General features: G+C 37.4%; 23 protein-coding genes and 1 pseudogene. 10 read left to right on the forward strand and 14 right to left on the reverse strand.

Features of this window, described 5'->3' with window-relative positions; genetic code table 11:
* Positions 1 to 13: 13 nt before the first annotated feature.
* The 3 genes from Q360_RS0115755 to Q360_RS0115765 all read right to left on the reverse strand — a co-directional run bounded on the left by Q360_RS0115755 (position 14) and on the right by Q360_RS0115765 (position 1,926).
* Entirely contained in the window at positions 14 to 292 is a 279-nt protein-coding gene (locus Q360_RS0115755) for a TIGR03643 family protein (protein ID WP_027077937.1), read from the reverse strand.
* Positions 293 to 451: 159 nt separating this feature from the next.
* Positions 452 to 1,054, reverse strand: coding sequence for an alpha-ketoglutarate-dependent dioxygenase AlkB family protein (locus Q360_RS0115760; protein WP_027077938.1), 603 nt, complete (start codon positions 1,052 to 1,054; stop codon positions 452 to 454).
* The gene (locus Q360_RS0115765) at positions 1,054 to 1,926 is read right to left on the reverse strand and encodes an AraC family transcriptional regulator (protein ID WP_027077939.1); all 873 of its coding nucleotides are present in this window, start codon (positions 1,924 to 1,926) and stop codon (positions 1,054 to 1,056) included. The genes Q360_RS0115760 and Q360_RS0115765 overlap by 1 nt, the downstream gene beginning before the upstream one ends.
* Before the next feature lie 215 nt (positions 1,927 to 2,141).
* Between Q360_RS0115765 and Q360_RS24835 the strand changes: the two genes are divergently transcribed.
* Positions 2,142 to 2,726, forward strand: coding sequence for a hypothetical protein (locus tag Q360_RS24835; RefSeq protein WP_051554769.1), 585 nt, complete (start codon positions 2,142 to 2,144; stop codon positions 2,724 to 2,726).
* Positions 2,727 to 2,779: 53 nt separating this feature from the next.
* On the opposite strand, the gene Q360_RS0115775 is transcribed toward Q360_RS24835, so the two are convergent.
* From Q360_RS0115775 to Q360_RS0115785, 3 genes are all read right to left on the reverse strand, one after another.
* A complete protein-coding gene (locus Q360_RS0115775; RefSeq protein ID WP_036196185.1) occupies positions 2,780 to 3,145 on the reverse strand; it encodes a DoxX family protein in 366 nt (121 codons plus the stop codon).
* Entirely contained in the window at positions 3,142 to 3,777 is a 636-nt protein-coding gene (locus tag Q360_RS0115780) for an MOSC domain-containing protein (RefSeq protein ID WP_027077941.1), read from the reverse strand. The genes Q360_RS0115775 and Q360_RS0115780 overlap by 4 nt, the downstream gene beginning before the upstream one ends.
* A 69-nt stretch (positions 3,778 to 3,846) precedes the next feature.
* Positions 3,847 to 4,194 carry a DUF6249 domain-containing protein gene (locus tag Q360_RS0115785; protein ID WP_027077942.1) on the reverse strand — a complete coding sequence of 116 codons (348 nt, stop codon included), beginning with the start codon at positions 4,192 to 4,194 and terminating at the stop codon, positions 3,847 to 3,849.
* A gap of 334 nt (positions 4,195 to 4,528) precedes the next feature.
* On the opposite strand from Q360_RS0115785, the gene Q360_RS0115790 reads away from it, so the two are divergent.
* Together Q360_RS0115790 and Q360_RS25900 are read left to right on the forward strand one after the other, a co-directional pair.
* Positions 4,529 to 5,116, forward strand: coding sequence for an RNA polymerase sigma factor (locus Q360_RS0115790; RefSeq protein WP_027077943.1), 588 nt, complete (start codon positions 4,529 to 4,531; stop codon positions 5,114 to 5,116).
* Between the two features lie 69 nt (positions 5,117 to 5,185).
* The gene (locus tag Q360_RS25900) at positions 5,186 to 5,608 is read left to right on the forward strand and encodes a hypothetical protein (RefSeq protein ID WP_156950138.1); all 423 of its coding nucleotides are present in this window, start codon (positions 5,186 to 5,188) and stop codon (positions 5,606 to 5,608) included.
* Here the strand turns inward: Q360_RS25900 and Q360_RS0115795 are convergent.
* Complete coding sequence (locus tag Q360_RS0115795; protein ID WP_027077944.1) at positions 5,517 to 6,932, reverse strand: hypothetical protein; 1,416 nt, start codon at positions 6,930 to 6,932, stop codon at positions 5,517 to 5,519. The genes Q360_RS25900 and Q360_RS0115795 overlap by 92 nt on opposite strands.
* A gap of 199 nt (positions 6,933 to 7,131) precedes the next feature.
* Positions 7,132 to 9,024 (reverse strand): molecular chaperone HtpG, encoded by a 1,893-nt coding sequence (gene htpG / locus Q360_RS0115800; protein ID WP_027077945.1) that lies wholly within the window; start codon positions 9,022 to 9,024, stop codon positions 7,132 to 7,134.
* Between the two features lie 344 nt (positions 9,025 to 9,368).
* Between htpG and Q360_RS0115805 the strand changes: the two genes are divergently transcribed.
* On the forward strand, positions 9,369 to 10,022 hold the full coding sequence (locus Q360_RS0115805; RefSeq protein WP_027077946.1) for a TetR family transcriptional regulator C-terminal domain-containing protein: 654 nt from the start codon (positions 9,369 to 9,371) through the stop codon (positions 10,020 to 10,022).
* A gap of 19 nt (positions 10,023 to 10,041) precedes the next feature.
* Positions 10,042 to 11,352: an ABC1 kinase family protein gene (locus Q360_RS0115810; protein ID WP_027077947.1), complete on the forward strand. Its 1,311-nt coding sequence runs from the start codon at positions 10,042 to 10,044 to the stop codon at positions 11,350 to 11,352.
* A gap of 240 nt (positions 11,353 to 11,592) precedes the next feature.
* Here the strand turns inward: Q360_RS0115810 and Q360_RS0115815 are convergent, their stop codons facing one another.
* A complete protein-coding gene (locus tag Q360_RS0115815; RefSeq protein ID WP_027077948.1) occupies positions 11,593 to 14,049 on the reverse strand; it encodes an alpha/beta hydrolase family protein in 2,457 nt (818 codons plus the stop codon).
* 259 nt (positions 14,050 to 14,308) lie between these two features.
* Between Q360_RS0115815 and Q360_RS0115820 the strand changes: the two genes are divergently transcribed.
* From Q360_RS0115820 to Q360_RS0115830, 3 genes are all read left to right on the forward strand, one after another.
* Positions 14,309 to 15,319, forward strand: coding sequence for a 3-oxoacyl-ACP synthase III family protein (locus Q360_RS0115820; RefSeq protein ID WP_027077949.1), 1,011 nt, complete (start codon positions 14,309 to 14,311; stop codon positions 15,317 to 15,319).
* A 400-nt stretch (positions 15,320 to 15,719) separates the two neighbouring features.
* Positions 15,720 to 16,079, forward strand: coding sequence for a CoA-binding protein (locus Q360_RS0115825; RefSeq protein ID WP_027077950.1), 360 nt, complete (start codon positions 15,720 to 15,722; stop codon positions 16,077 to 16,079).
* 106 nt (positions 16,080 to 16,185) lie between these two features.
* On the forward strand, positions 16,186 to 19,464 hold the full coding sequence (locus tag Q360_RS0115830; RefSeq protein WP_027077951.1) for a WD40/YVTN/BNR-like repeat-containing protein: 3,279 nt from the start codon (positions 16,186 to 16,188) through the stop codon (positions 19,462 to 19,464).
* Between the two features lie 187 nt (positions 19,465 to 19,651).
* On the opposite strand, the gene Q360_RS0115835 is transcribed toward Q360_RS0115830, so the two are convergent.
* Positions 19,652 to 21,109: a sodium:solute symporter gene (locus Q360_RS0115835; RefSeq protein ID WP_027077952.1), complete on the reverse strand. Its 1,458-nt coding sequence runs from the start codon at positions 21,107 to 21,109 to the stop codon at positions 19,652 to 19,654.
* 68 nt (positions 21,110 to 21,177) lie between these two features.
* On the opposite strand from Q360_RS0115835, the gene recR reads away from it, so the two are divergent.
* Together recR and Q360_RS0115845 are read left to right on the forward strand one after the other, a co-directional pair.
* Positions 21,178 to 21,798 carry a recombination mediator RecR gene (gene recR, locus Q360_RS0115840; RefSeq protein WP_027077953.1) on the forward strand — a complete coding sequence of 207 codons (621 nt, stop codon included), beginning with the start codon at positions 21,178 to 21,180 and terminating at the stop codon, positions 21,796 to 21,798.
* 91 nt (positions 21,799 to 21,889) lie between these two features.
* Positions 21,890 to 23,254 (forward strand): dihydrolipoamide acetyltransferase family protein, encoded by a 1,365-nt coding sequence (locus Q360_RS0115845; RefSeq protein ID WP_027077954.1) that lies wholly within the window; start codon positions 21,890 to 21,892, stop codon positions 23,252 to 23,254.
* 122 nt (positions 23,255 to 23,376) lie between these two features.
* On the opposite strand, the pseudogene Q360_RS25370 reads toward Q360_RS0115845, so the two are convergent.
* The 4 genes and pseudogenes from Q360_RS25370 to Q360_RS0115865 form a co-directional block, all read right to left on the reverse strand.
* Positions 23,377 to 23,639, reverse strand: a pseudogene (locus Q360_RS25370) (transposase); the annotation flags it as partial.
* Positions 23,640 to 23,770: 131 nt separating this feature from the next.
* A complete protein-coding gene (locus Q360_RS25375; protein WP_084273479.1) occupies positions 23,771 to 24,049 on the reverse strand; it encodes a DDE-type integrase/transposase/recombinase in 279 nt (92 codons plus the stop codon).
* Between the two features lie 223 nt (positions 24,050 to 24,272).
* A complete protein-coding gene (locus Q360_RS27500; RefSeq protein WP_084273480.1) occupies positions 24,273 to 24,392 on the reverse strand; it encodes an IS3 family transposase in 120 nt (39 codons plus the stop codon).
* A gap of 565 nt (positions 24,393 to 24,957) precedes the next feature.
* The coding region (locus Q360_RS0115865; RefSeq protein ID WP_027077956.1) for an SdrD B-like domain-containing protein at positions 24,958 to 26,139 on the reverse strand (1,182 nt) is incomplete at its 5' end.

The following is a 26,139-nucleotide window of genomic DNA, read 5'->3' on the forward strand; positions in this document are numbered from 1 at the left end:
ACCGCTAAGGCAATTATCTTTTTGAAATTTTATTGCCTGTAATCTGTTTTTGGCGGCTGCATTTGAATCTATCTACACCATCGGTGCGTAATTTTGCATGTTTGGTAGCTCTTCCCTGAACCCTTTTTCTCCACATGCGAAAACTACTAGGTTTCATTTCCCTGCGCATTATTTCAATAGTCTCTTGTTCCGAGATACCGAATTGAAAGCTAATTGCATCAAATGTGGTGCGGTCTTCCCAAGCCATTTCTATAATGCGGTCCAATTCGCGGTCTGTAAATTCTTTTTCCATAACAGTACAAAGATACAAAGCAAAATTTGATTTGATTTTGGTAGGGCTGTTGGATACTAAATTAATTCGAAAATGAGAAAATTAAGATACATCGCCGTCATCTTAAAGATAGCTATCGATTTTATAGTAGGCGGAAAAATAAGATCCAAGAGCCGTTTTTTATTTTATGACCCTAAATGTCAGATTTATTCGCTCTCCAATAGGTTTAGTCGTTTTAGGTATTTGGTGTTTCCAGAAATGTTGAGTCTCGCCAGTCATCAAAAGAAGACTACCGTGTTCCAATAGTATTTTGTGTTTTAAATCGGGAATGGTATTGTGTTTTAAATGAAAATAACGGGGCTCTCCTAAACTTATGGAAGCAATAGCAGGGTTTTGTCCCAGTTCTTTTTCGTTGTCCGCATGCCATCCGTTACTGTCCTTGCCATCTCTATACAGGTTTAGAAGGCAGGTGGTAAAACTACCTGTTGAAAGTACTTCAATCTTTTCTTTTATAAATTGAAGTTCCTTGGTAAACTGATGAGGCATCATTGTAATGTTGGAGTAGGAGTAGGGCTTGTTATTGTTTGCATACAAGGCTGTCAGCCTTGGCTGGGCGTATACTTTCCCAAAAACTTTAATATCGTCCTGTTTCCATACAATGTTATTTTTCAATAAGGTAAAATAGTCGTCTGCGATTAGAGCACCCATAAAATCTGGATAATAGGTAATGGTGCTATCAGGTAAGTTCAGGTGCTGAGGTTCGCGGTCAAAGAGTTGTTGCATTATGAAATAATCGCTTTAAGTTGATTTCTATATTCTGATGGATTCTGACCGGTAAATGTTTTAAATGATTTATTGAAATGGGAGAAATTATTAAATCCGCATTCAAAACAAACCTCGGTAATGCTCAGAGGTTTTTCTGCTAAAAGCTTTGAAGCATGCACCAACCTGTATTCGTTTACAAATTGTACGAACGTTTTATTAGTTATCTTTTTAAAATAACGGCAAAATGAAGGAATGGTCATATTTGCCATATTGGCCATTTCCTCTAAAGTAATATCTTCTTTAAAATTATTTTTGACATGATTAAAGACCACGTTGATTCTATCATTATCCTTAACGTCTGTAGCCAAGGAGAAACCTTCTGCGTTTAAAAGCTTAGTTTCTTTTGAGTTTGCTAATTCATTTAGGATATTAAGGATGGACAACAAGCGTTGAAAATCGGTTTGGTATTCCAGTACTTCTATTTTCTCTCCAATTTTCTTTTTAGTCTTGCCTGAAAAGCTGATTCCTCCGTTGGCTACTTCGAAGAGTGCTTGAATTTTTCGCATCTCAGGTATATTAAAAAAATCATTACCAAGAAAATCTAACTTCATCTGTATGACTGTTTCGTTGGTATTACCTGTGAGTCGGTCTGTAAGTCCGCAATGGGGCAGGTTACTCCCTATTAAAATAAGTTCTCCGTCGGTATAATAGGATATATGGCTTCCCACTTGCCGTTTACCGGAACCTCCGTTTACGTATACCAGTTCAATTTCTGGATGGTAGTGCCATTCGTAATTTTTGTTTAGTTTGGATTCATCGAACTTTTGATACGTGAAGGAGTTACCAAACGTGGGGGCTATGGCTTCAAACTTTGGTTTTTGTGTAATCATACTTTAATATTGATTCTAGTATAAAATTAAACAAGCTTTTTAAAGCTGTGCTTTACAAAATTAACCAAAATATATGCAATATTAACCTAAGTACTAATTTTATTACCTTAACATGTTAAAATAGAACATAAATCAGAAAACTGTGCTGTAGTACAGGCCTTTAATGCTGGGTACATTTGTAGTGTAATTAGTATAAATCCAAAAAAACTAATATCATGAAAAGAATTATAAAAGTAACAACAGTAATTGCCTTATTATTAAGTACAACTTTAAGTATGGCAAAAGATTCAGAAATTCGTCTGATTGCGAGCAAAGAAGCTAAAAGCTTGGTTTTGACATTAGATAAAACAGCAAAGAATTTGACCTTGACATTTACGGATACAAATGAAAATATTCTGTATTTTGAAAAGATGGAAAATGGAACCTTAACCAAAAAGTTTAATTTACACAGTTTGGAAAATGGTAAATACTACCTCACTACTTCGGATGCTAGCCGATTAGTTGTATACACAGTTTCCATAGCTGAAAAAAGCGTTAATATCATAGAAAAGAAGGAAACCTTGAAGCCATACTTTCGTAAAACGAAAGATAAGATATTCGTCAACTTCTTAAACTTAGATAAGTCCAAGGTAGACATCAAAGTATATGATGAAGAGTACAGAGTTGTATTTTCAGAAACGGTTACAGAAGAAATGATTATAGAAAAAGCTTTTAACTTTCAAGACGCTTACGCTGGTAATTACAGAGTGGTAGTGTTAGATTCTAAAAAAAGCTACTCGGAAAATTTTATAGTTGATTAAGTTGATTTAATTAAATTTCAGTAAAAGGGGACGGGAGCGTCCCCTTTTTGTATTTATACTCCTAGGTAGCTAAAGGCCCAGTACATGAGCCCAAATTGTAAGGGTAAACGCAGTACAAGTGCCCAAGTTGGAATACCGGCAGCGACTTTCTCATTACTCAACATATAAAAATGTACCAATAGAAATACTGCTAAAAGTGTAATGATACCATAAATGGCAAGGTTTTTTGTGATAGTAAAACATAATCCAATTCCCAAAGCAATTTCCACAACACCGCTCCAATAGACCATGGCCTTATGATTAGGAATGTATCTGGGCATAATGCGTATGTATACTTTGGGCTTTATAAAATGAAAGATACCGGCAAGAATATACATGCTTGCCATGAGGTATAAATGCCAAGGGTAACTAAAGCTCATTTTAGATATTTTTGAAATCGGTCTTTTTTGTATTGGGGAACGGATTCGTTGGTCATGAATGATTCAAGAATTTCCCTAGGTTTTTCCTTTTGGAACATGAGTTCGTAGAATTGCTGAACCGTAAGGCTGTTTGTTGATTCTTTCAGAAGTTCAACAACATTGCCAGAAACTACTTTACCTTCCTCTAAAACTTTAACATACGTACCGGGATGGTTGTGCTGTATAAATTCCTTAAGAATAGCTTGGGTTCCAAACCGGACACCTAGTTTGTAACAAGGTTCCCTAGGTTGCGATACCTGCACGGTAGCACCACCAATTTTATAAATAGTACCAACTCGTATTTGAGCATCGTCCATGCCAGAAATGGTAAGGTTTTCACCGAACATGCCCCAATCCCAGTCATGGTTTGGGTAGCGTTCTTTCCAGTAGGGGTAATAATCGGCTGAAAATAGGTAACATGCCTTGTTGCTTCCTCCGTGGTGTACCCTATCTATAACGGTATCTCCCTTCACATCGTTTTTACTTAGGAAGAGACCCTCTTTTAACGGATACTTAAAAATACCTGTCTGTTCTTCTGCTCCGTTCCAGGTAAAGGTTGTAGGAGTGCCAATATTTGTTGCGATTACCTTCATCTTGTGAAGATAAAAAAACCACCTCAGTTTTTGAGGTGGTTTCCTGTGATAATAAATGAATATCCGTTATTATTCCTTATCTAGTTTTTTGGTTAAAAAGAAACCGATAAGTAATCCGGTACCAGCCAGAAGAAATATAGAGCCAGGTAGTGCAATTTCATCTTCTACGTTGAAATTACTGTATAGAATACCACCAACCATGATGCCGGCACCAATACCCATAAGTAATAAGGCGAAATTTAATATCAATATCTTCCAAAACGGTGCCGCTTTGTCGGTTTTAGGGCGCATAAAAATACTGGCGTCCGCTCCTTTTTCTATTAAGGCCAAGCGTTCCCTGTTGCGAGTAGAGAAAAAGAGATAGAAAATTCCGAAGATTACTAAAAATAAACTGACAAATACAAAGCCTGCTTCCATAAAATGATTGTTTTTTAATTGATAAATAAACATTAGTTGCCCATAGGACGATACCTTTACCAGAGAGGTTACACCTTTATTCGTTAATTTCTGTTTTAAAAAAGTTGGGCAGTACCTAAACTAAAGCAGTTAGTTGAGCCCCCATGCCGGCGGCGAGTCTAATTCCACTTTTTTAGTAGCATAGCTTAGGTCTATTACCTTCATGCTTACTTTGATGATTTTTTATTTTGTCTACCACTTTAAATTAAAAATATTTTTTAGTCTTTGTTTTATAATATCATTTTTTTAAATTTCCTGTAACCTTATATGGGTTATTAGCGTCCTATAGGTAATAATGAGCAAAGACAAAGACCATCCTTTAATTACACTTGCTCGCACTGGCGATACTGCGGCTTATGCCAAACTGGTAGAAAAATACCAACATATGGTCTTTACTTTGGCGTTAAAGTTAGTCGGTAGGTCGGAGGATGCCCAAGAGGTGGCCCAAGATGCGTTTTTAAAAGCGTACCAAGCTTTGAATAGTTTTAAGGGAGAATCCAAGTTTTCTACCTGGTTGTACAAAATAACCTATCATAAGGGATTGGACCTTCTTAAAAAAAGAAAGCGAACAGTAGCTACGGATTCCATTGATGAGGGTTTTAATATTAACATACCATCCCTTGAGAACACGTGGGATGCATTGGAGAAAAAAGAACAAAGTGAGACCATTAAAAAAGCCGTGGACGAATTACAAGCAGCTGATGCCATCGTAATCACGCTTTTTTATTTTGAAGAATTATCTTTAAATGAGATAGCCGTCGTATTATCTTTAACCCCTAACGCGGTCAAGGTAAAGGTATTCAGGGCCAGAAAACGTTTGGCCCATGTTTTAAGAAGCAAATTAGAGCCTGAAATTATTGAGGGTTATGAAGCTTACAATTAGTGTTTTAACAATTAATAGGACTATTAATTATATCTACATATATCAAATAGTTAGCTTATTTTTATATAGATGAAAAAGCAAGAAGCAAAAGAATTGAATGCCTTTTTAGAAAAGACCACCAAAGCTTTGGAGTTGGAAAAGGCTCCCAAGGGTTTTGTGCGGTCGGTTATGCAACAAGTAGAACTACAGAAAGAAAATACTCATAGTATTGGGTATATACCTTTGGTTTCCAAAACGCTTTGGATTGGTATTGGATGCGCAGTTGTTGCTCTTTTTTGGTTTTTAGGATTTGGAAGGAATCATACGAGTACAGACTGGTTTTCTACCTTTAAACTCAATACTATTGGAAATATGGACGCGTTTAACTCTTTTTCAAATAGTCTATCTGTATCGGACAGTACTATTTATGCCCTTTCGGGTCTGTTGGTTTTTCTAGGTATTCAGGTAATTTATCTAAAGCAGTTTTTTGCAAAGCGAGAGGTACTGCTATAGTTGCATTCTCATTATAATACCAAAAAGGAATGGTTGCAAATTTTTTTGTAGCAGTACTATCCCCTTTAAATATTTTATGTTTTATAGTGAGTATATGTTTTCCTCTGGAATAGCCTAATAAATCTACGAATATTTCCAAATTCAAACGTACATCTTCATTAGAGGCAATAATTAAGTCACTTCTAATCTTTGTGCTATCGATTTTAAATTCAAACATGTCATTTATGTGTTGCAAATAGGTGACGGCTTCTACCTTGCTGGTGTCCTCGTCCGGACCGAATTTTATATTCACCCCAAATTCATAGCCTCTTTCATCTGATTTGGGTTTCAATAATGAATCGTAGACGATAATATCGTCCTCCACCCATTTGGTATACGGTATGGTTATATGTAAAAACGGTTTTGTTATTGTTTTTGATGGTATTGCCACGCGTCTTACATAGTTGCCTTTTTTTGCCAACATGTCCTTGTAATTACTCCGATTGCTAACCTCAGTTGAAGATGGTTCGCTGATATCGAAAAAATTACTAGGATTCATCTCCAATGAAAAGAGGAACAATAGAATACCATAAATTGGAATTAAACTATAAATTATTTTTTTCCCAAATTTATTATCTAATAAATTATACAGTATAGGCCGGTAAATAAAGGAAAGTGTTAAGATGCTAAATACTTTGTATATGGGCATATAGACTTTAGCAACATCTTGGGAGCGCTTTACAATCCCGGGAACTATAAAATCTATGATGGTAATCAGATGTCCAAAGATAAAGGCTGGGAACAAAATAGTGCCTAAAACCGCTTTTACCTCAACAGGTAGGAAATCGTTTTCATAGAAGAAGAACACAAAAAATAAGAATATCAGAAAATTTAGGGATACGGCAATCGTAATGAACGCTATCAAAAAGGTAACCCCAAAGAGGATACTAGAATAATTTTCTAGCTTGATAATGTAGTTATCAAAAGACCCTATTTTTTGTTTCAGATGGGTTATGAAAACCTTAGACATATTTAGTTTTTCAAAATCTATATCTCCAGAAATTGACCGTATACCAACTGCACCAATCCATAATCCTCGTAATAATACGTGAAGGATGAGGTTGAAAATGGCAAGCACGCATGTTATGTAGATGGTATCTAAAAACATAGATTGGAAATTGCTCCCTTCCATTTTTTTTAGCTCAGCGAAACCTTCTAACGGGTCTAAAGCGCTAAAAAGTCCGAAAATGGCAAAACCGGAAATTACTAATTCTAACTGCCAGCTTTGTATCTGGAGTTCGTCCAGTATTTCCTTGTATTTAGCATCGCTCTTTGGGTCCTGCATGATTTGTGAGTTGGTTTCTTGTAGCAAAATAAGTGAAAAATATCAATAAAAACTTAAGTTGAGGAAACAAAAAAGCCGCTCTGAATAAATCAAGGCGGCTTTTTACATTTTTAAGGAAGCGTCAAGAATGACGCGTCCATCATCAAAGTTTTAGCATAGAGTTTCAAATATCTCAAGTCTAAGGTCTAAAATCTAGCGTCTACTTCACCATCTCATAACTGCGTTTGATAAACTCAGTCATAGCGGCACCTTTCAATAATCCTTTAGACAGCTTGGCTAAATCTAAGGATTGATTAATTAGGCGTTCCTTTTTCTTGGCTGTTTTGGTGTTTAATATCTCGCCAACCAATTCGTGATTCGTATTCACTACAATGTTGTACATCTCTGGCATATTGCCCATGCCGAACATACCACCACCACCACCGGTCTGCTGCATTTCTTTCATACGGCGCATAAATTCAGGTTCAGTAATGGTAAAGGGCAAGGCATCACTTTCCATAGCCTCTAATTGTACCGTATAACTGCTTTTTTCTCCGAAGACTTTTTCCAAGTCAACCTTTAAGGTTTCCTTTTCTTCATCTGATAATTTGGAGATTTGCGTGTCTTCCTTTTGAATCAATTTATCAATATGATCAGCATCAACACGTGCAAAAGATATTTTCTCTTTTGATGTTTCGAGTTTCTGCATCAAATGGCCAATAATCGGAGAATCTAGCAATAACACTTCGTACCCTTTAGCTTTTGCAGTTTCTATATAACTGTGTTGTGCCTCTTTATCTGAAGCATAAAGCACCACTAATTTATCATCCTTATCGGTCTGGTTTGCCTTAATTTTTTCTTGTAGCTCGTCAAAGGTGTAGAAAGCACCATCTACCGTTGGGTATAGTGCAAATTTATCTGCCTTTTCAAAGAACTTGTCTTCAGAAAGCATCCCGTATTCAATTACGATTTTTATATCGTTCCATTTGGCTTCTAAATCTTCACGATTATTCTTAAAGAGCGAACTAAGCTTATCGGCTACTTTTCTAGAGATGTAAGAGGAAATCTTTTTCACTGCACCGTCTGCTTGTAAATAAGACCTTGAAACGTTCAACGGAATATCCGGTGAATCTATGACCCCCCGTAACATGGTCAAGAATTCAGGTACGATACCTTCTACATTATCCGTAACAAAAACTTGATTTTGATACAATTGTATCCGGTCTTTTTGAGCGCTTAAATCGTTGCTTAGTTTAGGAAAATAAAGAATTCCCGTAAGATTAAAAGGATAATCGACGTTTAGATGTATGTGAAAAAGTGGCTCCTCAAACTGCATGGGATACATTTCCCTATAGAAGCTCTTATAGTCTTCATCTTTTAAATCGGCTGGTTGCTTTGTCCAAGCAGGGTTGGGATTGTTTATGAAATTATCCACCTCGACCGTTGGTGCAGCATCTTCTTCTTTTGCGTCTTCTGGCTTAGGCAAGGTTTCTGTTTTTGTGCCAAACTTGATTGGAATGGGCATAAACTTATTATACTTGCTCAGTAGTTCACTTATTCTGTTGTCTTCTAAAAACTCTAAGGAATCCTCTGCAATATGAAGTATAATCTCGGTACCACGATTTTCTTTCTTAGATTTTTTAAGTGTAAAATTCGGTGAACCGTCGCATGACCAGTGCACACCAGGCTCGTCCTTGTAACTTTTGGTAATGAGCTCTACTTTTTCTGCAACCATAAAGGCTGAGTAGAAGCCTAAACCAAAATGACCGATAATTCCAGAGTCTTTTGCAGAGTCTTCATATTTATTTAGGAATTCCTCTGCACCAGAGAAGGCCACTTCGTTAATGTATTTTTTTACTTCTTCTTCTGTCATTCCTAAGCCTTGATCAATGATATGGAGTTTTTTACCCTCCTTATCAGCCTTGACCTCGATTATTGGATTGCCATATTCTACTTTGGCCTCTCCAATTGATGTTAGGTGTTTTAATTTTGATGTTGCATCTGTTGCGTTGGAAATTAATTCTCGTAGAAAAATTTCATGATCGCTATACAAGAATTTCTTTATAAGCGGAAATATGTTGTCTACCGAAACATTTATCTTACCCTTAGCCATGTTATATGTTTATTTATTGTTGGTTAGAGTATAGTCAAAAAAAATACCACAAAGTGGAATTGTGACAAACTGACATATGTGTAAAAATAAAGTTTAACATATTTTATGTTTAATTTATTTTAATAAAGGTTAAACATTATGTATCTTTGACATGTGGTTATAGTCAAAAATTGCTATGAAAAAGTTTTTACGAGTATAATCACAGATTGATTATTTATTGGTTAGGTTGTTTAAGACGTGCTTTCCTCCCCGGGAAGCACGTTTTTGCTAAATAAAGCTTAAACTTTTTGTAACTTGTTTGGAAATCAAAAACGAGTTGTAACTTCAATTAAAAATAACAACCTATGGCGGCAAAAGCAAAAAAAATAACGGTTGAAATCATTATAGCCAAGTATATGGATTATGTTTTGGAACACGAAATGGTTCCTAAATCAATCTATAAGTTTTGCAAGGTTTCCGACATCAAAGAGGAAGATTTCTATTTATTCTACGGTTCATTGGATTCCTTACAAAAGGGCATATGGAAACAATTTTTTGTAAACACCATACAGGTGATGGAAAAAAATAAGGAGTATGATGGTTTTAGTAATAAGGACAAAATGTTGACGTTCTTTTTTACATTTTTTGAAATACTAACCTTAAATCGTAGTTACGTGCTTTTTGTTTTGGAGCAGGAAAACAATCCAATGAAAAATTTGGAACAACTAAAGGGCCTCAGAAAGCATCTGAGAAATTTTGCCAAAGATTTGATAGTGGATGGCAATGCTGAAAAGAACCTAAAGATTACAAAACACAATCCACAACTTTTCTCAGAAGGAGCATGGCTTCAATTTATGTTTATTCTGAGGTTTTGGATGAAGGACGACTCCGCCAGATTTGAGAAGACCGATATGGCAATTGAAAAATCTGTAAACACCATTTTTGATGTTTTTGATAACACACCGTTAGAGAATATTTTAGATTTTGGAAAGTTCTTGTACAAAGAGTCATTTGCCTAATCCTTGAAGCCTAAAGCTATTGAAAACACTAGATAGAATACCTACTGGAAAGATTGAAAGAGCCAGCAAGTTAGTAAAAACTGGAGTAAAGATTGGTGGTAATTATGCCAAGTATTACAGTAAAAAATTAGTGAATTACGAGACAACTAAAGATGAGTTAAATGAGGATAATGCAACGGATATATACGACGGATTAAAAAGCTTAAAGGGAAGTGCATTAAAAGTAGCACAGATGTTAAGCATGGAAAAGAACATGTTACCCAATGCTTATGTGGAAAAGTTTTCGCTATCTCAATTTTCAGTTCCTCCTCTGTCAGCACCCTTGGTGCGGAAAACCTTTAAAAAGTATTTAGGTAAGTTCCCTGAGGAAGTATATGATACATTCGATAAGGATTCCATCAACGCTGCGAGTATAGGTCAAGTGCACAGGGCAACTAAAGACGGTACAGATTTAGCTGTTAAAATTCAGTATCCAGGAGTTGCACAAAGCATTAGTAGTGATTTAGCTCTAGTGAAGCCTATTGCACTTAGAATGTTTAACATAAAAGGGAAAGACTCAGACAAATTCTTTAAAGAGGTAGAGGATAAACTTGTAGAAGAAACCAATTATTTATTAGAGATAGAACAAAGTCAGGAAATTACCCAAGCTTGTAATGAAATAGAGAACTTAAAGTTCCCGCAATACTACCCCATACTATCGAGTGAAAAAATTATCACGATGGATTGGATGAGGGGCCATCATTTGGGAGAATTCACAAAGACAGGCTTTTCCCAGGAAGTAGGAAATAAGTTAGGTCAGACGCTTTGGGATTTTTATATGTTTCAAATTCACGGCTTACGAAAGGTACACGCGGACCCACATCCGGGAAATTTTTTGATAAATGACGAGGAAGAGCTTATTGCCATAGACTTTGGATGTGTTAAAGCGCTACCAGATTCTTTTTACACTCCTTATTTTGAGTTAGCAACCAAGGAAAACATCTCAAATGACAAGATTTTTACAGAAATATTATATGATTTAGAGATTCTGTTGCCCACAGATAGTGAATCTGAAATAAAATTTTTCAAGAAACTTTTCCATGAAATGCTAAGTTTATTCACTTCTCCTTTTCATGAAGAAAATTTTGATTTTGGAAATGGAGATTTTTGGGGTAAGATTGCCGATTTAGGAGAACGCTTTGCTTCAGATAAGGAAATACGTAAAATGAATGGAAACAGAGGTTCTAAGCACTTCTTATATATGAATCGAACCTTTTTTGGACTCTACAATTTGCTACATGACTTAAAGGCTAAGGTAGAGGTTAACAGTTTTCGAAAATACATTAACTAATTTCAGATATCTATTACACCATTTTTTCTTACAAGATTAATGAGACAAGTAAACCAATATATTGGCTCGACGTAAGACTTATAGGCCTTAGAAATATTTATAATAGACTAGTTTATAGAATATTGTAAATACTAGACTATTGCAACTTAAACTGAAAAAGTCTGAAGTAATTTACTTTTTTGTGCTATGCTAAGGAACAATAGCTATAATTTTATGTATAGCAATAATCATAAAACTATCTTATTTGTCTTTTAGAATTGGTTCTGGATTTACAATTGTATTCTCTTCCTGTTTTACATGTTTATTTAACCATTGGTCTTGCTCCCATAACAAATGAAGCACACTTTCTTTAGCCCTATACCCATGACTTTCCTTAGGTAGCATAACCAAACGAACAGTTGCGCCCAAACCTTTAAGTGCATTAAAATAACGCTCGCTCTGCATTGGATAGGTGCCAGAATTATTATCTGCTTCTCCGTGTACCAGTAATAAAGGAGTCCTCATTTTATCGGCATGCATAAAAGGGGACATGGTATAATAGACCTCTGGAGCTTCCCAATAATTACGCTCCTCGCTTTGGAACCCGAAAGGTGTCAAAGTCCTATTGTAGGCACCGCTACGGGCAATACCTGCTGCAAAAAGATTGGAATGTGATAATAAATTTGCTACCATAAAGGCCCCATAACTGTGTCCTCCTACAGCTACTTTTTTTCTATCTATATACCCTAATTCGTCAACTGCATCTATGGCAGCTTTAGCATTCGAAACCAATTGGGTCCTAAAAGTATCGTTGGGTTGTTCATCATTTTCCCCTATAATTGGGAAGGCTGCATCGTCCAATACAACATACCCTTGTGTTACCCAATAAATAGGGGAGCCCCAATAGGGATAGGTGAATTCATCTGGATTCTGCGTATTTTGGGATGCACTGTTTTTATCCTTATATTCTCTAGGATATGCCCATAGAATCATTGGTTTCTTCTCTCTTTTATCTTTGTCATACCCTACTGGCAAATACAAAGTTCCTGATAACTCCAAACCATCCTCACGGCTATAGGTAATCACTTCCTTATGCACGTTTTGAATACTCTTGAAAGGGTTTTTAAATGAGGTAAGCTGCTCTGGTGTTTTACGTTTTTTTATGCTTTTATAGTAATAATTCGGGTACTCACTTGGAGACTCAATACGGACCAAAAGTTGGTCTTTTTCTGGGTTGTATTCAATTAAATCTTCCTTTTTTTCCGTTAGTTTAGAGGTATAGAGTCTTATTTTAGCTAAAGTTTTCAGACTGAATTTTTCCACAAAAGGAAATTGCCCATCCTCGGTATACCCATCACCTAATAAATAGGTATTTTGATTATCATCCAACGCTACTACCATTTGTCCAAATTCATTTCGTTTGGTCACAAAATCTCCTGGATCGCTATACACATCTTGATAATTTCTTTCGGAAATTATCTTTGCTTCCTTACTATTATCTGAGGGGTCAAATAAATATGTTTTTGTATTTCTGGTATTCCACCAACGATCATATGCAATAGCGGTATTTTCATTGCCCCATTGCATACCGGCATATCTATTTTTCAGCTTTAACAGAGATTCACCTTTGCTGTTGAAAGGTGCTTCCAGTTCAAAAACTTCATCTCGGTATTCCACTTCATTTTCCGGGTCTCCGCCATCTAACGCCTGAATGTATATTAAATTTGAAGGTTTATCATTACGCCATCTGATATTACGCATTCCCATACGAACCGCCATAAAACCTTTTGGTAAATCTTCGATTAAGGGTGTCTTCAAGAGCTCAAAGACCAAATCACCATCTTTTGAGTAGATATTGGTTATGGAGGGAAACCTACGGTAGGGTACAAGATAGGAGAAAGGCCTATCAACGGTCACTACCATAGTATATGCTCCATTAGGTGAAAAACTTATGGACGTATACATATCTGCTTCTTTCCATTTAGATTTTGTTCCGTCTAGATTTATCTTGTATAGCTCAGAAAGTGCCAATTGCTCAAAGTTCAACTCATCATTTGGGTTCTTTAATAAATCTTGATATGTTCTGTTTTGGGCTTTTTTTCCATCATTGGAAGAAATCGTAGGACCCATAGGAACAGCTTCCGAAACATTTATCAATGCTTTTCTTTTGGCCGGTAACATTTTTATCAAAAGGCTTTCCCCATCCTTGAACCAATTAATTACATCTCCCATGTTAGCATTGACATTGGCATCTGTGATTTTATTGACTACCGCCTTTTTTAAATCTAATACCCATATTTCTACACCGTCGTTAGTGGTATTGGTAACTGCAATTTTGCTTTGGTCTGGCGACCAGCTAAAATTAGCCAATCTAGAATTTTCGGGTAAACCACTCACTTGAATTGTAGTTTTTCTATTAAGGGACTTAATTTTTATATGGTTGTAATAATTAGTTCTGCTACCGATATTGGTTTTTGGGTTTATTCTTAATCCTGCTAACCGCAATTCCTTTTCCGAAAGTTCTTCAATAGATTTATAATAATCCCTGTACAACATTACCATATAATTTCCGCTCTCATCCATTAAGACCGACGGGGCCAAAGGAGCTTCAACCAAATCCAATATATCTTTTGGAGGTTTTTGATATCCTAAATTTTCTTGTGATACTGCGGTTAAACAGATAAAAAGAGCTGTAATGACTAGAACTAATTTGTTCATATAATAGTTTTAAAAAAAGTGAAACTTATAAAAATAAAAATTGATTTAATCTTTTTATTTCTTTTCTAAGGTAACTAAATCCTGAAATCGCGTTATTTGCCTACTGTTAAAATTCAGTTAATCATATATGACCTTTATCGTATACAGCTTACTAAACATCTTAGAGTACCGATAATACTTAATGTTTTATATTTACAGTAAAAAGAGAATCATTGTATAAGATATTGTGCTCTTATCATACATTTGAAAATTAATAGACATGTATAATTCAAAAATAACAGGCTTAGGATATTACGTTCCAGACAACGTGGTCACTAACGACGATTTGTCTAAAGTTATGGATACTGATGATGCTTGGATTCAAGAAAGGACAGGCATCCAAGAAAGACGACATGTGGTCAAGGGTGAAGGGGATACCACTACTACTATGGGTGTAAAAGCCGCCAAAATTGCCATTGAGCGTGCAGGAATCGATAAAGATGATATAGATTTCATCGTTTTTGCTACGCTTAGTCCGGATTATTACTTTCCAGGCCCAGGCGTATTGGTGCAGCGAGATTTAGGAATCAAAACAGTGGGTGCGCTAGACGTACGTAACCAATGCTCGGGGTTTGTTTATGGTATTTCTGTAGCGGATCAGTACATAAAAAGCGGTATGTATAAGAATATATTGGTGATTGGTTCAGAACTTCATTCACATGGTTTAGACATGTCTACCAGAGGAAGAGGGGTATCCGTCATTTTTGGTGATGGGGCAGGAGCAGCGGTGCTAAGTCGGGAGGAAGATACAAACAAAGGTATTTTGTCCACACACTTGCATTCGGAAGGGCAGCACGCAGAAGAACTTTCCTTGATTGCGCCCGGAATGGGCAAAAGATGGGTGACGGATATTCTAGAAGATGCAGATCCTAACGATGAGTCGTACTTTCCCTATATGAACGGACAGTTTGTTTTTAAGAACGCTGTGGTTCGCTTTAGTGAAGTAATCATGGAGGGATTAAACAAAAATAAGCTAAGCCCAACGGATATTGACCTTCTAGTGCCGCATCAAGCCAACTTGAGAATCTCACAATTCATTCAAAAGAAATTTGGTTTGGGTGACAATCAAGTATTTAATAACATTATGAAGTACGGTAATACCACCGCTGCATCTATTCCTATTGCCTTAACAGAGGCTTGGGAATCTGGGAAGGTGAATTCTGGAGACCTAGTGGTTTTGGCTGCTTTTGGTAGTGGATTTACTTGGGGTAGCGCGATTATAAAATGGTAATTTAAAAACCCGTGGCTTATACCACGGGTTTTCTATATTGATAGCTCGAAAGAGAAAACCAACCAATCCTCTTCAAAAGCAATATCAATCCTATAGGAATAGACTACCATAAAGATAGGATGTTACGCAAATAGTTGTTTTTAACGTTTACTTAACCCTAGTGAGAAGTGCTGGTTGATAATGGTGAAAAAGACGAAACCCAAGCAAAAGCTTGGGTTTCTAGGCTGATAGGCTATACTAAACACTAACCATTAACTATAAATATATAGCGTTATCAACACTCTTAAATATTGTTTGCCCCATGTTCATTTGGGAAGTTTTATACCTCTACTCTTCTAAGAGACGAATTTTTTAGTTAATAATTACATTCTAAATCAAAGTTTAACAAGCTAATAACATAATGAAAAATACACTTGTTTTTGGAGCATCCTTAAAACCAAATCGTTACAGTAATTTAGTCATTCACAGACTTGTTGAAAAAGAAATCCAAACGCAAGCATTTGGTATAAGATTCGGTACGATTGGAGGTATAGAAGTTAAGACTAAATTAGAAGGAATCAGAGGTATACATACAGTGACCTTATATATAAACTCTGTGAGACAGTTAGAGTATTATCAAGATATCCTAACTTTGAAACCTAAGCGGGTTATTTTTAATCCAGGAACGGAAAACCCTGATTTTTATAAATTACTAAAGGAAAACGATATTGAGGTAACCGTTGCTTGTACCTTAGTATTGTTGAGTACTGGACAGTATTAGGCTAAAAAATGGCTTCGCTTCACAAAACACAAGAATACATTTATTAAATTAGTGTGCGCTTTACGATTAATAGCTAAATGTAAAGCCAACCTTAAAAGGATTTCCTATGCTTAAAAGAATTTTTCATATTGTTTTGATATCACTATTCCTTTGCTTCTTCGGGACACCAAATAGCCTTGCTCAAACTACTACTATAGATGCGGTTGAAAAAGCCGCTTCCGGAATGAAGCTTAGGGGGATTGGCCCTGCCTTCATGGGCGGGCGTATTGCCGACATTGCTATTAGTAAACACGATTTTAGCACTTGGTATATTGCGGTAGGATCAGGTGGTGTATGGAAAACCACAAACAGTGGTATTTCTTGGAAACCAATATTTGATGACCAAGCTTCATACTCTATTGGTTCGGTTACTATAGATCCTAACAATCCGCAAACAGTTTGGGTGGGTACTGGAGAAAATGTAAGCGGACGTCACGTAGCTTGGGGAGACGGAGTTTATAAAAGTAACAACGGCGGTGCTTCATGGGAGTCTATGGGACTAAAAAAGTCGGAACATATTGGTAAGATTCTAATCGACCCTAGAAATAGTGATATCGTTTTTGTAGCAGCGGAAGGACCGTTGTGGTCTTCTGGTGGGGAACGTGGTCTTTATAGAAGTGCTGACGGAGGTGAAACTTGGGATTTAACGCTAAAGATTGATGATAATACAGGTATCACAGATATTGAATTTGACCCATCTAATCCAGATGTTCTTTATGCTGCTGCTTATCAAAGGCGCAGACAAACATGGTCTTTGCTCGGTGGTGGCCCTAAATCGGGGATTTATAAATCTGTTGATAATGGTGCTACATGGCGTAAATCGAAAACGGGTTTACCAGAAGGGGATATTGGTAAAATTGGTCTGGCAGTTACCCCTGCCAATTCAAACATAGTATACGCCACTATTGAAGCCGATGACGCCGAAAAAGGATTTTATAGGTCGATGGATAAAGGGGAAAGTTGGGAAAAGCGAAATAGCTATATTTCGGGAGGTACCGGTCCACATTACTACCAGGAGATTGAAGCTTCTCCCGTAGATGCAGATTTAGTATATCAAATGGACGTTTTTTATCAGGTCTCTCGCGATGGAGGAAAAACCTTCAACTACTTAGGAACAGGTCGCGAGAAACACAGTGATAACCATGCTTTGTGGATAGACCCTAATAATGGTAAACATTTAGTATCAGGGACCGATGGTGGTCTTTATGAATCATTTGATGAGGGTGCTACGTGGCGACATTTCTCTACCCTACCGATTTCTCAGTTTTATAAACTTGGATTGGATAATGCAGAACCATTTTACAATATTGTAGGTGGGGCTCAGGATTTAGGAACCTTAATTGGCCCTTCACGGACCACCAATACAGAAGGGATTCGCAATCAAGATTGGTATGTGCCCTTGGGTGCCGATGGTTACGAATCTGCTTTTGATCCAGAGGATTCGAATACGGCCTATATGGAAATTCAGCAGGGGCTTTTACATCGTTTGGATAGACGTACCGAGGAAGTATTGAATATTCAACCACAACCTGCGCCCGGTGATGCTCCCGAGCGTTGGAACTGGGATAGCCCGCTACTTATAAGTCCGCATAACCACAAACGATTGTACTTTGGGTCCCAACGACTTTGGCGTAGTGACGACCGTGGAGATTCTTGGACCGCGATTAGTTCAGACTTAACGACCAATACGAATAGGTATGAATTAGAGACGATAGACCGTGTTTGGAGTATAGATGCCTTGTATGATACAGGGGCCATGTCTAAATATGCTACGCTTACAGGAATATCGGAATCTCCATTGGTAGAAGGATTGTTATATACGGGGTCAGATGATGGTCTTGTGCATGTTAGCGCCGATGGCGGGCAGAATTGGAGAAAAAGTGCAGCACTTCCAAAAGTGCCTGCTAGGTCTTTTATCAATGATGTAGAGGCATCAAATCATAACGAAAATACAGTGTTCGCCATAGCGGATGCGCATAAATTAGGTGATTATAGCCCATATATCTTTATGAGTTCCAATCGGGGTCGTTCTTGGAAATCTATCGCGGGTGATCTGCCCGCAGGAACTATCGTATGGGTTTTGAAACAAGACCCAGTAGATCAAAATTTATTGTTCATTGGAACCGAATACGGTATCTATTTTTCACCAAACAAAGGAATAAATTGGATAAAACTAGGCGCAGGTGCACCTACCATTGCATTTCGTGATTTGGAACTACACCCACGGGACAATGATCTTGTTGGTGCTACTTTTGGCAGAGGTTTTTATGTTTTGGATGATTACACGCCGTTACGGAATATAGCAAAGACGATAGGAAATAAATCATCAGTACTCTTTCCTGTTCGGGATACTTGGTGGTATGTGCCCAGTGTTCCCATGCAGGCCAAAGGTATGCCAGGCCAAGGAACAACAAGTTTTGTGAGCGAAAACCCACCTTTTGGAGCTGTTTTTACCTATTATTTAGACGATGTTCCAGAAACCTTACAAGAAAAGCGGAAGGCTGCTGAAAAGAAATCTAGAGCGGGTAATATCAGTATTCCGTTTCCGGGTTGGGAACGATTGCAGGAAGAAGCTGATGACGAAAAACCTCAAACCTTACTTTTAGTAAGTGATAAAAACAATACGCCTATCCGATGGATTAAAGGAAATACTAAAAAAGGCTTACACCGTACCTCTTGGGATTTGAAATTATCCCCGCCAGACCCAATTGATTTGAGCACACCCGACTTTGTTCCGCCATGGGCCGGAGAAGCTGAAGGTGCTTTAGCTGCACCGGGCACGTACAGCGTAAAATTGTATAGGCAACAAAATGGAAGTTTAAAACAATTAAGCACCGCTCAGGAATTTACCTTGAAACCAACACCGAATAGCCCGTCTGGAATCGATTTTGAAGAAGTGGCGAAATTTCAACAAAATACAAGTTTGCTGTTGAAGGAGATGTATGCTGCTAGCTCCAAAATTGGAGAGGCCGGAAACCGCATAAACTACATGAAGGCTGCATTAATCGAAACACCAAAGGCGAACGAACAGTTATTTGGGGGATTGAAAAGTTTGGAAACCAAATTTGGAAATCTTAGAGAGCGTTTATCTGGTAATCCAATTAAAAACAGATACAACGAATCTACCGTACCTTCCATAATGTCTAGAGCCGGTTCGGTTGCTTACGGACATTGGGGAACACGACAAACACCAACAAAAACACAGCAACAGAATATCCAAATAGCCGAAACGGATTTCATGGCCTTTAAAACGGATATGAAGGCCTACTATAACGAATTAATGCAATACGAATCAAAATTGCAGGCTGCTGGGGCACCATATACGCCTGGAAGGAATTTAGATTAAAAGCAGTATTGCTGAAAATAATGCGAACTCAAAATAGATTACTTCACTTTGCCTAAACCATAAGGTTGCAAATTGAAGTAATTTATTTGATAATTATCCCGACAAAACAAAGTATTCCTTAATCTCGTCAAAGACGACAAAAATAGTAATACGTGCACCTATAAAATCAGAAGTCGAATAGTATGATTTACTTCCTTCGTATCAACCAAAGTCCGATAAAGGTCAACATGCCATTGAGGGGCAAAAGTTCATATCCGACTACGTAACCGCCTAAGGATTCGGCTGGTAGTCTTCCAAGAATAACAATCATAATTACGGACAGTAGGGTAACGATCCAGACATATTTATCCTTTACTTGGTGTTTTGTGAAAATGCCAAAGGAGAACAATCCCAATAAAGGTCCATAGGTATAAGATGCTACCGTAAGGAGGCCGTCTATTACATTTCTATCTAAAATATACTTAAAGGAGATGACCACTAATGCCAGCAATACACTCATACCAATATGGGTTCTTTGTCGTATGGATTTGGCCTTCTTTTCAGTTTTCTTTTCCGTGCCTAAAAAATCTACACAAAACGAGGTGGTTAAGGAGGTTAACGCGCTATCGGCACTACTATAGGCCGCAGCGATAAGACCAAGCATAAAGGTGATGGCTACGGTCATACCCAAACCACTGTTCAGGGCAATTTCAGGGAAGAGAAGGTCTGTTTTAGGTTGCCCATCCATAAGTGGGATGGCTATTTCATACTTTTCGGCATAGATGAATAACAGCGCACCTAGCAACATAAAGACAAAGGTGACAACAACCAAAACCACGCTAAAGGATACCATGTTTTTTTGGGCATCTTTCAAATTTCTACAGGTAAGGTTTTTTTGCATCATATCCTGATCAAGACCTGTCATGCAAATGGTAACGAACATGCCTCCCAAGAAAGACTTTAATAGATGGTTTTTAGCTAATAAATCATCTATGAAAATAGTCTTGCTGTAGGTAGCGAGTTCAGGAGATTTCAGGAAGTCGACGAAGGTCCATTCCAACTTGTTTAGTATAAAATAAATTGATAATCCCACAGAAACCAGCATAAAGAGTGTTTGCAGGGTATCGGTCCAAACTATAGTTTTAATACCTCCTTTAAAGGTGTATATCCAGATGAGTAGAATGGATAGGACTACCGTAATCTCATAGGGTACGTTCCACGCATCGAATACAAATTGTTGTAATACTATAGCGACTAAAAATAGTCGAAAAGCGGCACCCAAAACCCGGGAAATAAAAAATGAGATAGCACCTACCTTATAGCTAACAAATCCAAAACGGCTATCCAAAAATTGATAGATAGAGGTTACATTCTGTTTATAATAAATAGGAAGCAGCACATACGCTGTAATTAAATAGCCTAGAAAATAACCAAAAACCACCTGCAAGTAGCTAAACTGAGAGCTGTCTATCCATCCTGGAACCGAAATAAAAGTAACGCCAGAAAGTGAGGCGCCAACCATACCAAAGGCCACCAAGTACCATGGCGATTGTTTTCCTGCTTTAAAAAAGTCCTCATTAGAATCGTTTTTCCCTGTAAAATATGAGACGAGTAGTAACATGGCAAAATAGCCACCTATTAAAAGTAGGATATTGATGGAGGTCATTCGAAATTATTTTAAGTCAAAGTACAAAAAGTAAAAATAGTCCGTAATTTTACGGCAAAGTTAAATGCATGGAGTTTTCTTCGAAATTATTGGAAAATGCAGTCTACGAAATGTCACAGTTGCCGGGTATAGGCAAGCGCACGGCCTTACGTTTGGTGTTGCATTTATTAAAACAGTCTGAGCAGCGGACCGAACAACTATCCAATGCACTTACGCAATTAAGGACTACGGTACGGTTTTGTAGTAACTGCCATAATATTTCGGATACGGAGCTATGTGAAATCTGTGCGAACCCCAAAAGAGATGACTCTTTAGTATGTGTGGTAGAGGATATTCGGGATGTTATGGCCATAGAAAATACAGGTCAGTATAGGGGCAAGTACCATGTCTTGGGTGGTAAAATATCTCCTATGGAGGGTGTTGGACCGCAGGAGCTGACTATCACATCCTTGGTCACTAAAGTAAAGCTAGGCGAAATAAACGAACTTATTTTTGCGTTAAGTTCTACAATGGAAGGGGATACCACTAATTTTTATATTTTTAAGCAGATAGAAGGCTTGAAAATACGTACCTCTACTATTGCAAGGGGTATTGCCGTCGGCGATGAGCTAGAATATGCAGATGAGGTTACTTTGGGCAGGAGTATTTTGAACAGGGTACCTTTTGAAGGTTCTTTTAGAACGAATTGAGTATTATAATATTGATACAAAACCAGTAAATACCCCTAATATTTACTATTTTTGCAAAAAACAAGAACAAAAGCACTTATAAATTATCGATATGTCAAAATTTGAATTGAAACTACCGCGAATGGGAGAAAGTGTTGCAGAGGCAACATTGACGTCTTGGTTGAAGGAGGTTGGGGATACTATTGAAATGGACGAGGCTATTTTTGAAATTGCTACCGATAAGGTCGATAGTGAGGTGCCAAGCGAAGTAGATGGTGTTTTGATTGAAAAGTATTTTGCTATTGACGATATTATAAAGGTTGGCGAAACCGTTGCCATTATAGAAATTGCAGGTAGCCAAGAGGAGTCGGCAGCTAGTAGCAGCACCGAAACAGCCTTGGAAGAGACTGCTGTAGAAGAAGAAATGGTCGCTGCTGCTGAAAAAGCGTTGTCCGCTAAGGATATGGTAGGGATTCCCACGCCGGATTATTCGAGCTCGGAACGTTTTTATTCCCCTTTGGTGAAAAATATTGCCAAAGAAGAAGGAGTTTCTTTTGATGCGTTGGAAGGTATTGAAGGTACAGGAAAAGACGGTCGTGTAACCAAGAACGATATTTTGGAGTATGTGAAGCTTAAGAGTACTGCACCTGTAACATCGGAAAAAGTTATAGAGCCGGTTGTGGAGCAGAAACAAGCGATTGTTCCAGTTGTTGAAAAAACAGTTGAGGCTAAAGAAAAACCAATGCAAGCTCCTGTAAAAGTTGCTCAAGGAGATGAAGTCATTGCCATGACTCGCATGGGCAAACTTGTTGCCAAGCATATGGTAGATAGCGTGGCTACAGCAGCACACGTACAGAGCTTTATAGAAGTAGATGTGACCAATATGGTAAACTGGAGAACGAAGATGAAATCTGCCTTTGAAAAACAGGAAGGTGAAAAGCTTACGTTTACACCCATTTTTATGGAGGCTATTGCGAAAGCGTTGAAGAAATATCCAATGATGAATATATCGGTTAATGGCGATTCAGTTGTTAAGAAAAAGAATATCAATATTGGAATGGCCGCGGCCCTTCCAGACGGTAACCTAATTGTACCCGTTATAAAGAATGCAGATCAGTTGAACTTGGTGGGCATGGCAAAAGTCGTCAACGATTTGGCGCTTCGTTCTCGTAATAATGCCCTTAAGCCAGATGAGGTTCAAGAGGGCACCTATACAGTAACCAACGTTGGTACATTTGGAAGTGTTTTTGGTACACCCATAATCAATCAACCACAGGTGGGTATTATGGCTCTTGGTGCGATTCGAAAGATTCCTTCTGTGATAGAGACCAATGAAGGGGATTTTATCGGTATCCGTAGTAAGATGTATCTATCTCACAGTTACGACCATCGCGTGGTCAATGGTGCATTGGGGAGTATGTTCGCAAAGTTCGTAGCTGACTATTTGGAGGCTTGGGATCTTAACAGGGAAATATAGTCAGACGTTCTGGGGCAATAAAATTATGCTAGTATATGGGTTTTAGAATTATATTTTACCAGTTTCTAGGCTCAATACTTTTATTTATTTTGATGAAATATCCTAAACAATTAACCTTATGCCTAATAGCATAAAGGAACTGTAAAAAATAGATTGTATATCCATTTAATATCGAGTAGCTGTAATGCTATTACTAGCCTATCAAACAATCTTTCCCCGAAGTACCTTCTATTGCGATTGTACACGAATTATTTCAGGTAAAGCTGGAGGTATTTTTTTTGATTTTATCATAGGTTTCCGTAAAGTTTCTTTTGGCATTGCTTATTGCGATATGCATCCATTTTAGTGTTTCCTTGGTTATTTGTTTGTTTTGTTTTTTACTGATCACAATACTCCCAATCTGTAGGATAGTTTAAATGTATTACTTAGTTTATCGTGGTGCTATTTTGTTAGCACCATAAAGTTTATTGGTGGTACTTTTCCGGTTTCAGGGTGCCTCATTTTTGTGTTATAGACCTAAGTATATTCATTGACCATCTGATATAGGTCAAAACCTCCATTAGGTGGGTTTAGATAGATTTTTTCATACGTACTGGATTTCCAGAAGCGTTCAATATAAATATTGTCCAAAGCGCTTCCTTTGCCGTCCAATGATATTTGAATTTTATGGTTCCTTAGTACGTCTATGTATTGGGTACTGGTATACTGAGATTTCTGATCGGAGTTGTGTATCTGTGGTGCGGCATATTGAGTAATAGTATCTTTGAATAGTTCTATACTCCACACTTTATCCATCGAATTTAAAACGCTCGAGTTCAGTATATTCTACTGTACACGTCGATTATCGCATTCATATACATAAATCCGCATAGTAGTAGGATATAAGTAATATCGGTCTGGCAGACTTGACCGGGGTGTTCGATATTTATATTTTTAAAAAGGTAGGGGAATGTATAGCTCTTAGGGTCTTTAATAGTGGAACTGGGCTTTCTGTATATCGTTTGAAGCCCCCATAAGCTTAGAGCCTACGAACTCTTTTTACGTTTACTCGATGACCCAAATCAAGATGTAGGTAATTCGTCATACGTTCTACTCCATAGTAAGGATGCTCTAAAAAACAAACGTCTATCTCTTTCATCAACCTCAGATTATAGCCACTCTAGTTTTTTTGCCTGTAATATGGTCCAACCGATGTATTTCAAAAAGTTTGCACTGCTCTACAAGACTTAGCCTTGGCTGGCATCTTATCACTTTCTTTACTTCTCTGGGTGGTGCTCATTTGCCCAAGACTTTCTTTAAAAAATCATTCTCGATCTGCAACTGACCGATTTTGCTGTAGAGCGGATTGGTATCCGAAGTAGCATCTTCCGTTTCGGATTTCGGGCTGAACACTAAATCTGCATTATCCAAAAACTCACGCTTCCAACTTGAAATTTGATTTGGGTGTACTTCGAATTTGGAAGCTTAATCTTAAAGCCTACTGCGCTCCTTTATCGCTTCGATGGCTACTTTAGCCTTGAACGATGCACTGAATTTTCTTCTTGTTCTTTTCATATTTGCTGGTTAAATTACAATTTAACTTCCTGTCCTAATTTTGGGGAGTATTAATCATTGCTTGATTGCAGTGTTTTCAATAATTTATATAAAATATAATAGCCGCATTGGAAATTTCCAATACGGCTATTATGAGAATAGAATTGTATTTATTTAATAATTATCTGCTTACTATCTGACCAATCCTTACCAGATATCAAGAGTATATAATTCCCTGTAGCTAGGTTGCTTAATGGATATTTTAGAACAGTTCTACCCTTATTTACTTCGAAGGTACGTGCGGGTGCTACTATTTTTCCGTTAGTGCCGTACAACATGGCTGTAACGGTTTCCTTTGTTTGTGGTAGACGTGCACTTAGCCCATATACTGAAGTGTCTTCGTCTCCGTTATTATCTACGGATTGGTTTTCGGTATTAACCACTATGTTGAGTTCTGTACTTGCCAAAGCTGGTACTGGATAAACCATGCCAATATCATTTGAATATGATTTTCTAGTTCCATCAGTCTTACATTCCGGTGCCAAACTCAATTCAAACCTTATAATACCTGTCTCTCCATTAGGATTAACAAATGTTACTTTATAACTCCCAAAATCTTGTTCAGTTATAGGGTACTGTCGAGTTCTATAGCTTTGCTCAGCAAAATCACCTTGTGTAAACACTTTTCCATTAGGGAATTCATAGGTAAATGACCAACCTTGGAAATCACTTCCGTTGTAGGAGTTATAGTTAGCTAAGTTTTCCTCGTGCAAGAACAACGACAGATATAAATTGTCACCTATGCAAGCTGTATCAGAGTTTCTGGCAGTGTAAACATCAGAGGAATCTCTTGGACTTACTTTATTACCAATTCTCACGGCACATGTTTCGGATACTAATCCTGTATCTATTGTTGTATTATCTTTATCAGTAACATCAAAACAAGAAGTTACCCCCTCGTTATTAGCGTCTGAATCTAAAGCGATATCTCCCATTCCTTGTGAAGTAAACTCGTATCCATCTGGGATGTCTTCAAATATTAAATAGTAAGATCCGCTATTTTGACATAATTCAAAACTATAATATCCTGGTTCTCCAGTATGAGGGTTATTAGAAGTAACATAGGTTTCTACTAATTCTCCGTTTGCATTACCGTAAGAATCACATTGGAACAACTTAACAGTAACACCATTTATTCCTGTGTCTTCATCGTCCTGTATACCATCTTTGTTCATGTCATCAAAAACAAAATCACCGATAGTTATTTTCGCTGTGACATTTACAGTTCCAGAATCCTCATCAGAACAACCTCCACTTGAAGTTACTGTTACAGTATATTCTGTAGTAGCCTG

The organism is Maribacter antarcticus DSM 21422 (genome assembly GCF_000621125.1).
In the GTDB taxonomy this organism is placed as follows: Bacteria; Bacteroidota; Bacteroidia; order Flavobacteriales; family Flavobacteriaceae; genus Maribacter; species Maribacter antarcticus.

Excerpts from the sequence above, each read along its gene's own strand:
- Q360_RS0115835 (WP_027077952.1), bottom strand. The coding sequence starts at position 21,109 with ATGACCTCCATCAATATCCTACTTTTAATAGGTGGCTATTTTGCCATG.
- Q360_RS0115755 (WP_027077937.1), bottom strand. The coding sequence starts at position 292 with ATGGAAAAAGAATTTACAGACCGCGAATTGGACCGCATTATAGAAATG.
- Q360_RS25900 (WP_156950138.1), top strand. The coding sequence starts at position 5,186 with ATGAAAAAGCAAGAAGCAAAAGAATTGAATGCCTTTTTAGAAAAGACC.
- Q360_RS0115845 (WP_027077954.1), top strand. The coding sequence starts at position 21,890 with ATGTCAAAATTTGAATTGAAACTACCGCGAATGGGAGAAAGTGTTGCA.
- Q360_RS0115805 (WP_027077946.1), top strand. The coding sequence starts at position 9,369 with ATGGCGGCAAAAGCAAAAAAAATAACGGTTGAAATCATTATAGCCAAG.
- htpG (WP_027077945.1), bottom strand. The coding sequence starts at position 9,024 with ATGGCTAAGGGTAAGATAAATGTTTCGGTAGACAACATATTTCCGCTT.
- Q360_RS0115825 (WP_027077950.1), top strand. The coding sequence starts at position 15,720 with ATGAAAAATACACTTGTTTTTGGAGCATCCTTAAAACCAAATCGTTAC.
- Q360_RS0115760 (WP_027077938.1), bottom strand. The coding sequence starts at position 1,054 with ATGCAACAACTCTTTGACCGCGAACCTCAGCACCTGAACTTACCTGAT.
- recR (WP_027077953.1), top strand. The coding sequence starts at position 21,178 with ATGGAGTTTTCTTCGAAATTATTGGAAAATGCAGTCTACGAAATGTCA.
- Q360_RS0115790 (WP_027077943.1), top strand. The coding sequence starts at position 4,529 with ATGAGCAAAGACAAAGACCATCCTTTAATTACACTTGCTCGCACTGGC.
- Q360_RS0115775 (WP_036196185.1), bottom strand. The coding sequence starts at position 3,145 with ATGAGCTTTAGTTACCCTTGGCATTTATACCTCATGGCAAGCATGTAT.
- Q360_RS0115830 (WP_027077951.1), top strand. The coding sequence starts at position 16,186 with ATGCTTAAAAGAATTTTTCATATTGTTTTGATATCACTATTCCTTTGC.
- Q360_RS27500 (WP_084273480.1), bottom strand. The coding sequence starts at position 24,392 with ATGAAAGAGATAGACGTTTGTTTTTTAGAGCATCCTTACTATGGAGTA.
- Q360_RS0115765 (WP_027077939.1), bottom strand. The coding sequence starts at position 1,926 with ATGATTACACAAAAACCAAAGTTTGAAGCCATAGCCCCCACGTTTGGT.
- Q360_RS24835 (WP_051554769.1), top strand. The coding sequence starts at position 2,142 with ATGAAAAGAATTATAAAAGTAACAACAGTAATTGCCTTATTATTAAGT.
- Q360_RS0115820 (WP_027077949.1), top strand. The coding sequence starts at position 14,309 with ATGTATAATTCAAAAATAACAGGCTTAGGATATTACGTTCCAGACAAC.
- Q360_RS0115815 (WP_027077948.1), bottom strand. The coding sequence starts at position 14,049 with ATGAACAAATTAGTTCTAGTCATTACAGCTCTTTTTATCTGTTTAACC.
- Q360_RS0115780 (WP_027077941.1), bottom strand. The coding sequence starts at position 3,777 with ATGAAGGTAATCGCAACAAATATTGGCACTCCTACAACCTTTACCTGG.
- Q360_RS25375 (WP_084273479.1), bottom strand. The coding sequence starts at position 24,049 with ATGGATAAAGTGTGGAGTATAGAACTATTCAAAGATACTATTACTCAA.
- Q360_RS0115795 (WP_027077944.1), bottom strand. The coding sequence starts at position 6,932 with ATGCAGGACCCAAAGAGCGATGCTAAATACAAGGAAATACTGGACGAA.
- Q360_RS0115785 (WP_027077942.1), bottom strand. The coding sequence starts at position 4,194 with ATGGAAGCAGGCTTTGTATTTGTCAGTTTATTTTTAGTAATCTTCGGA.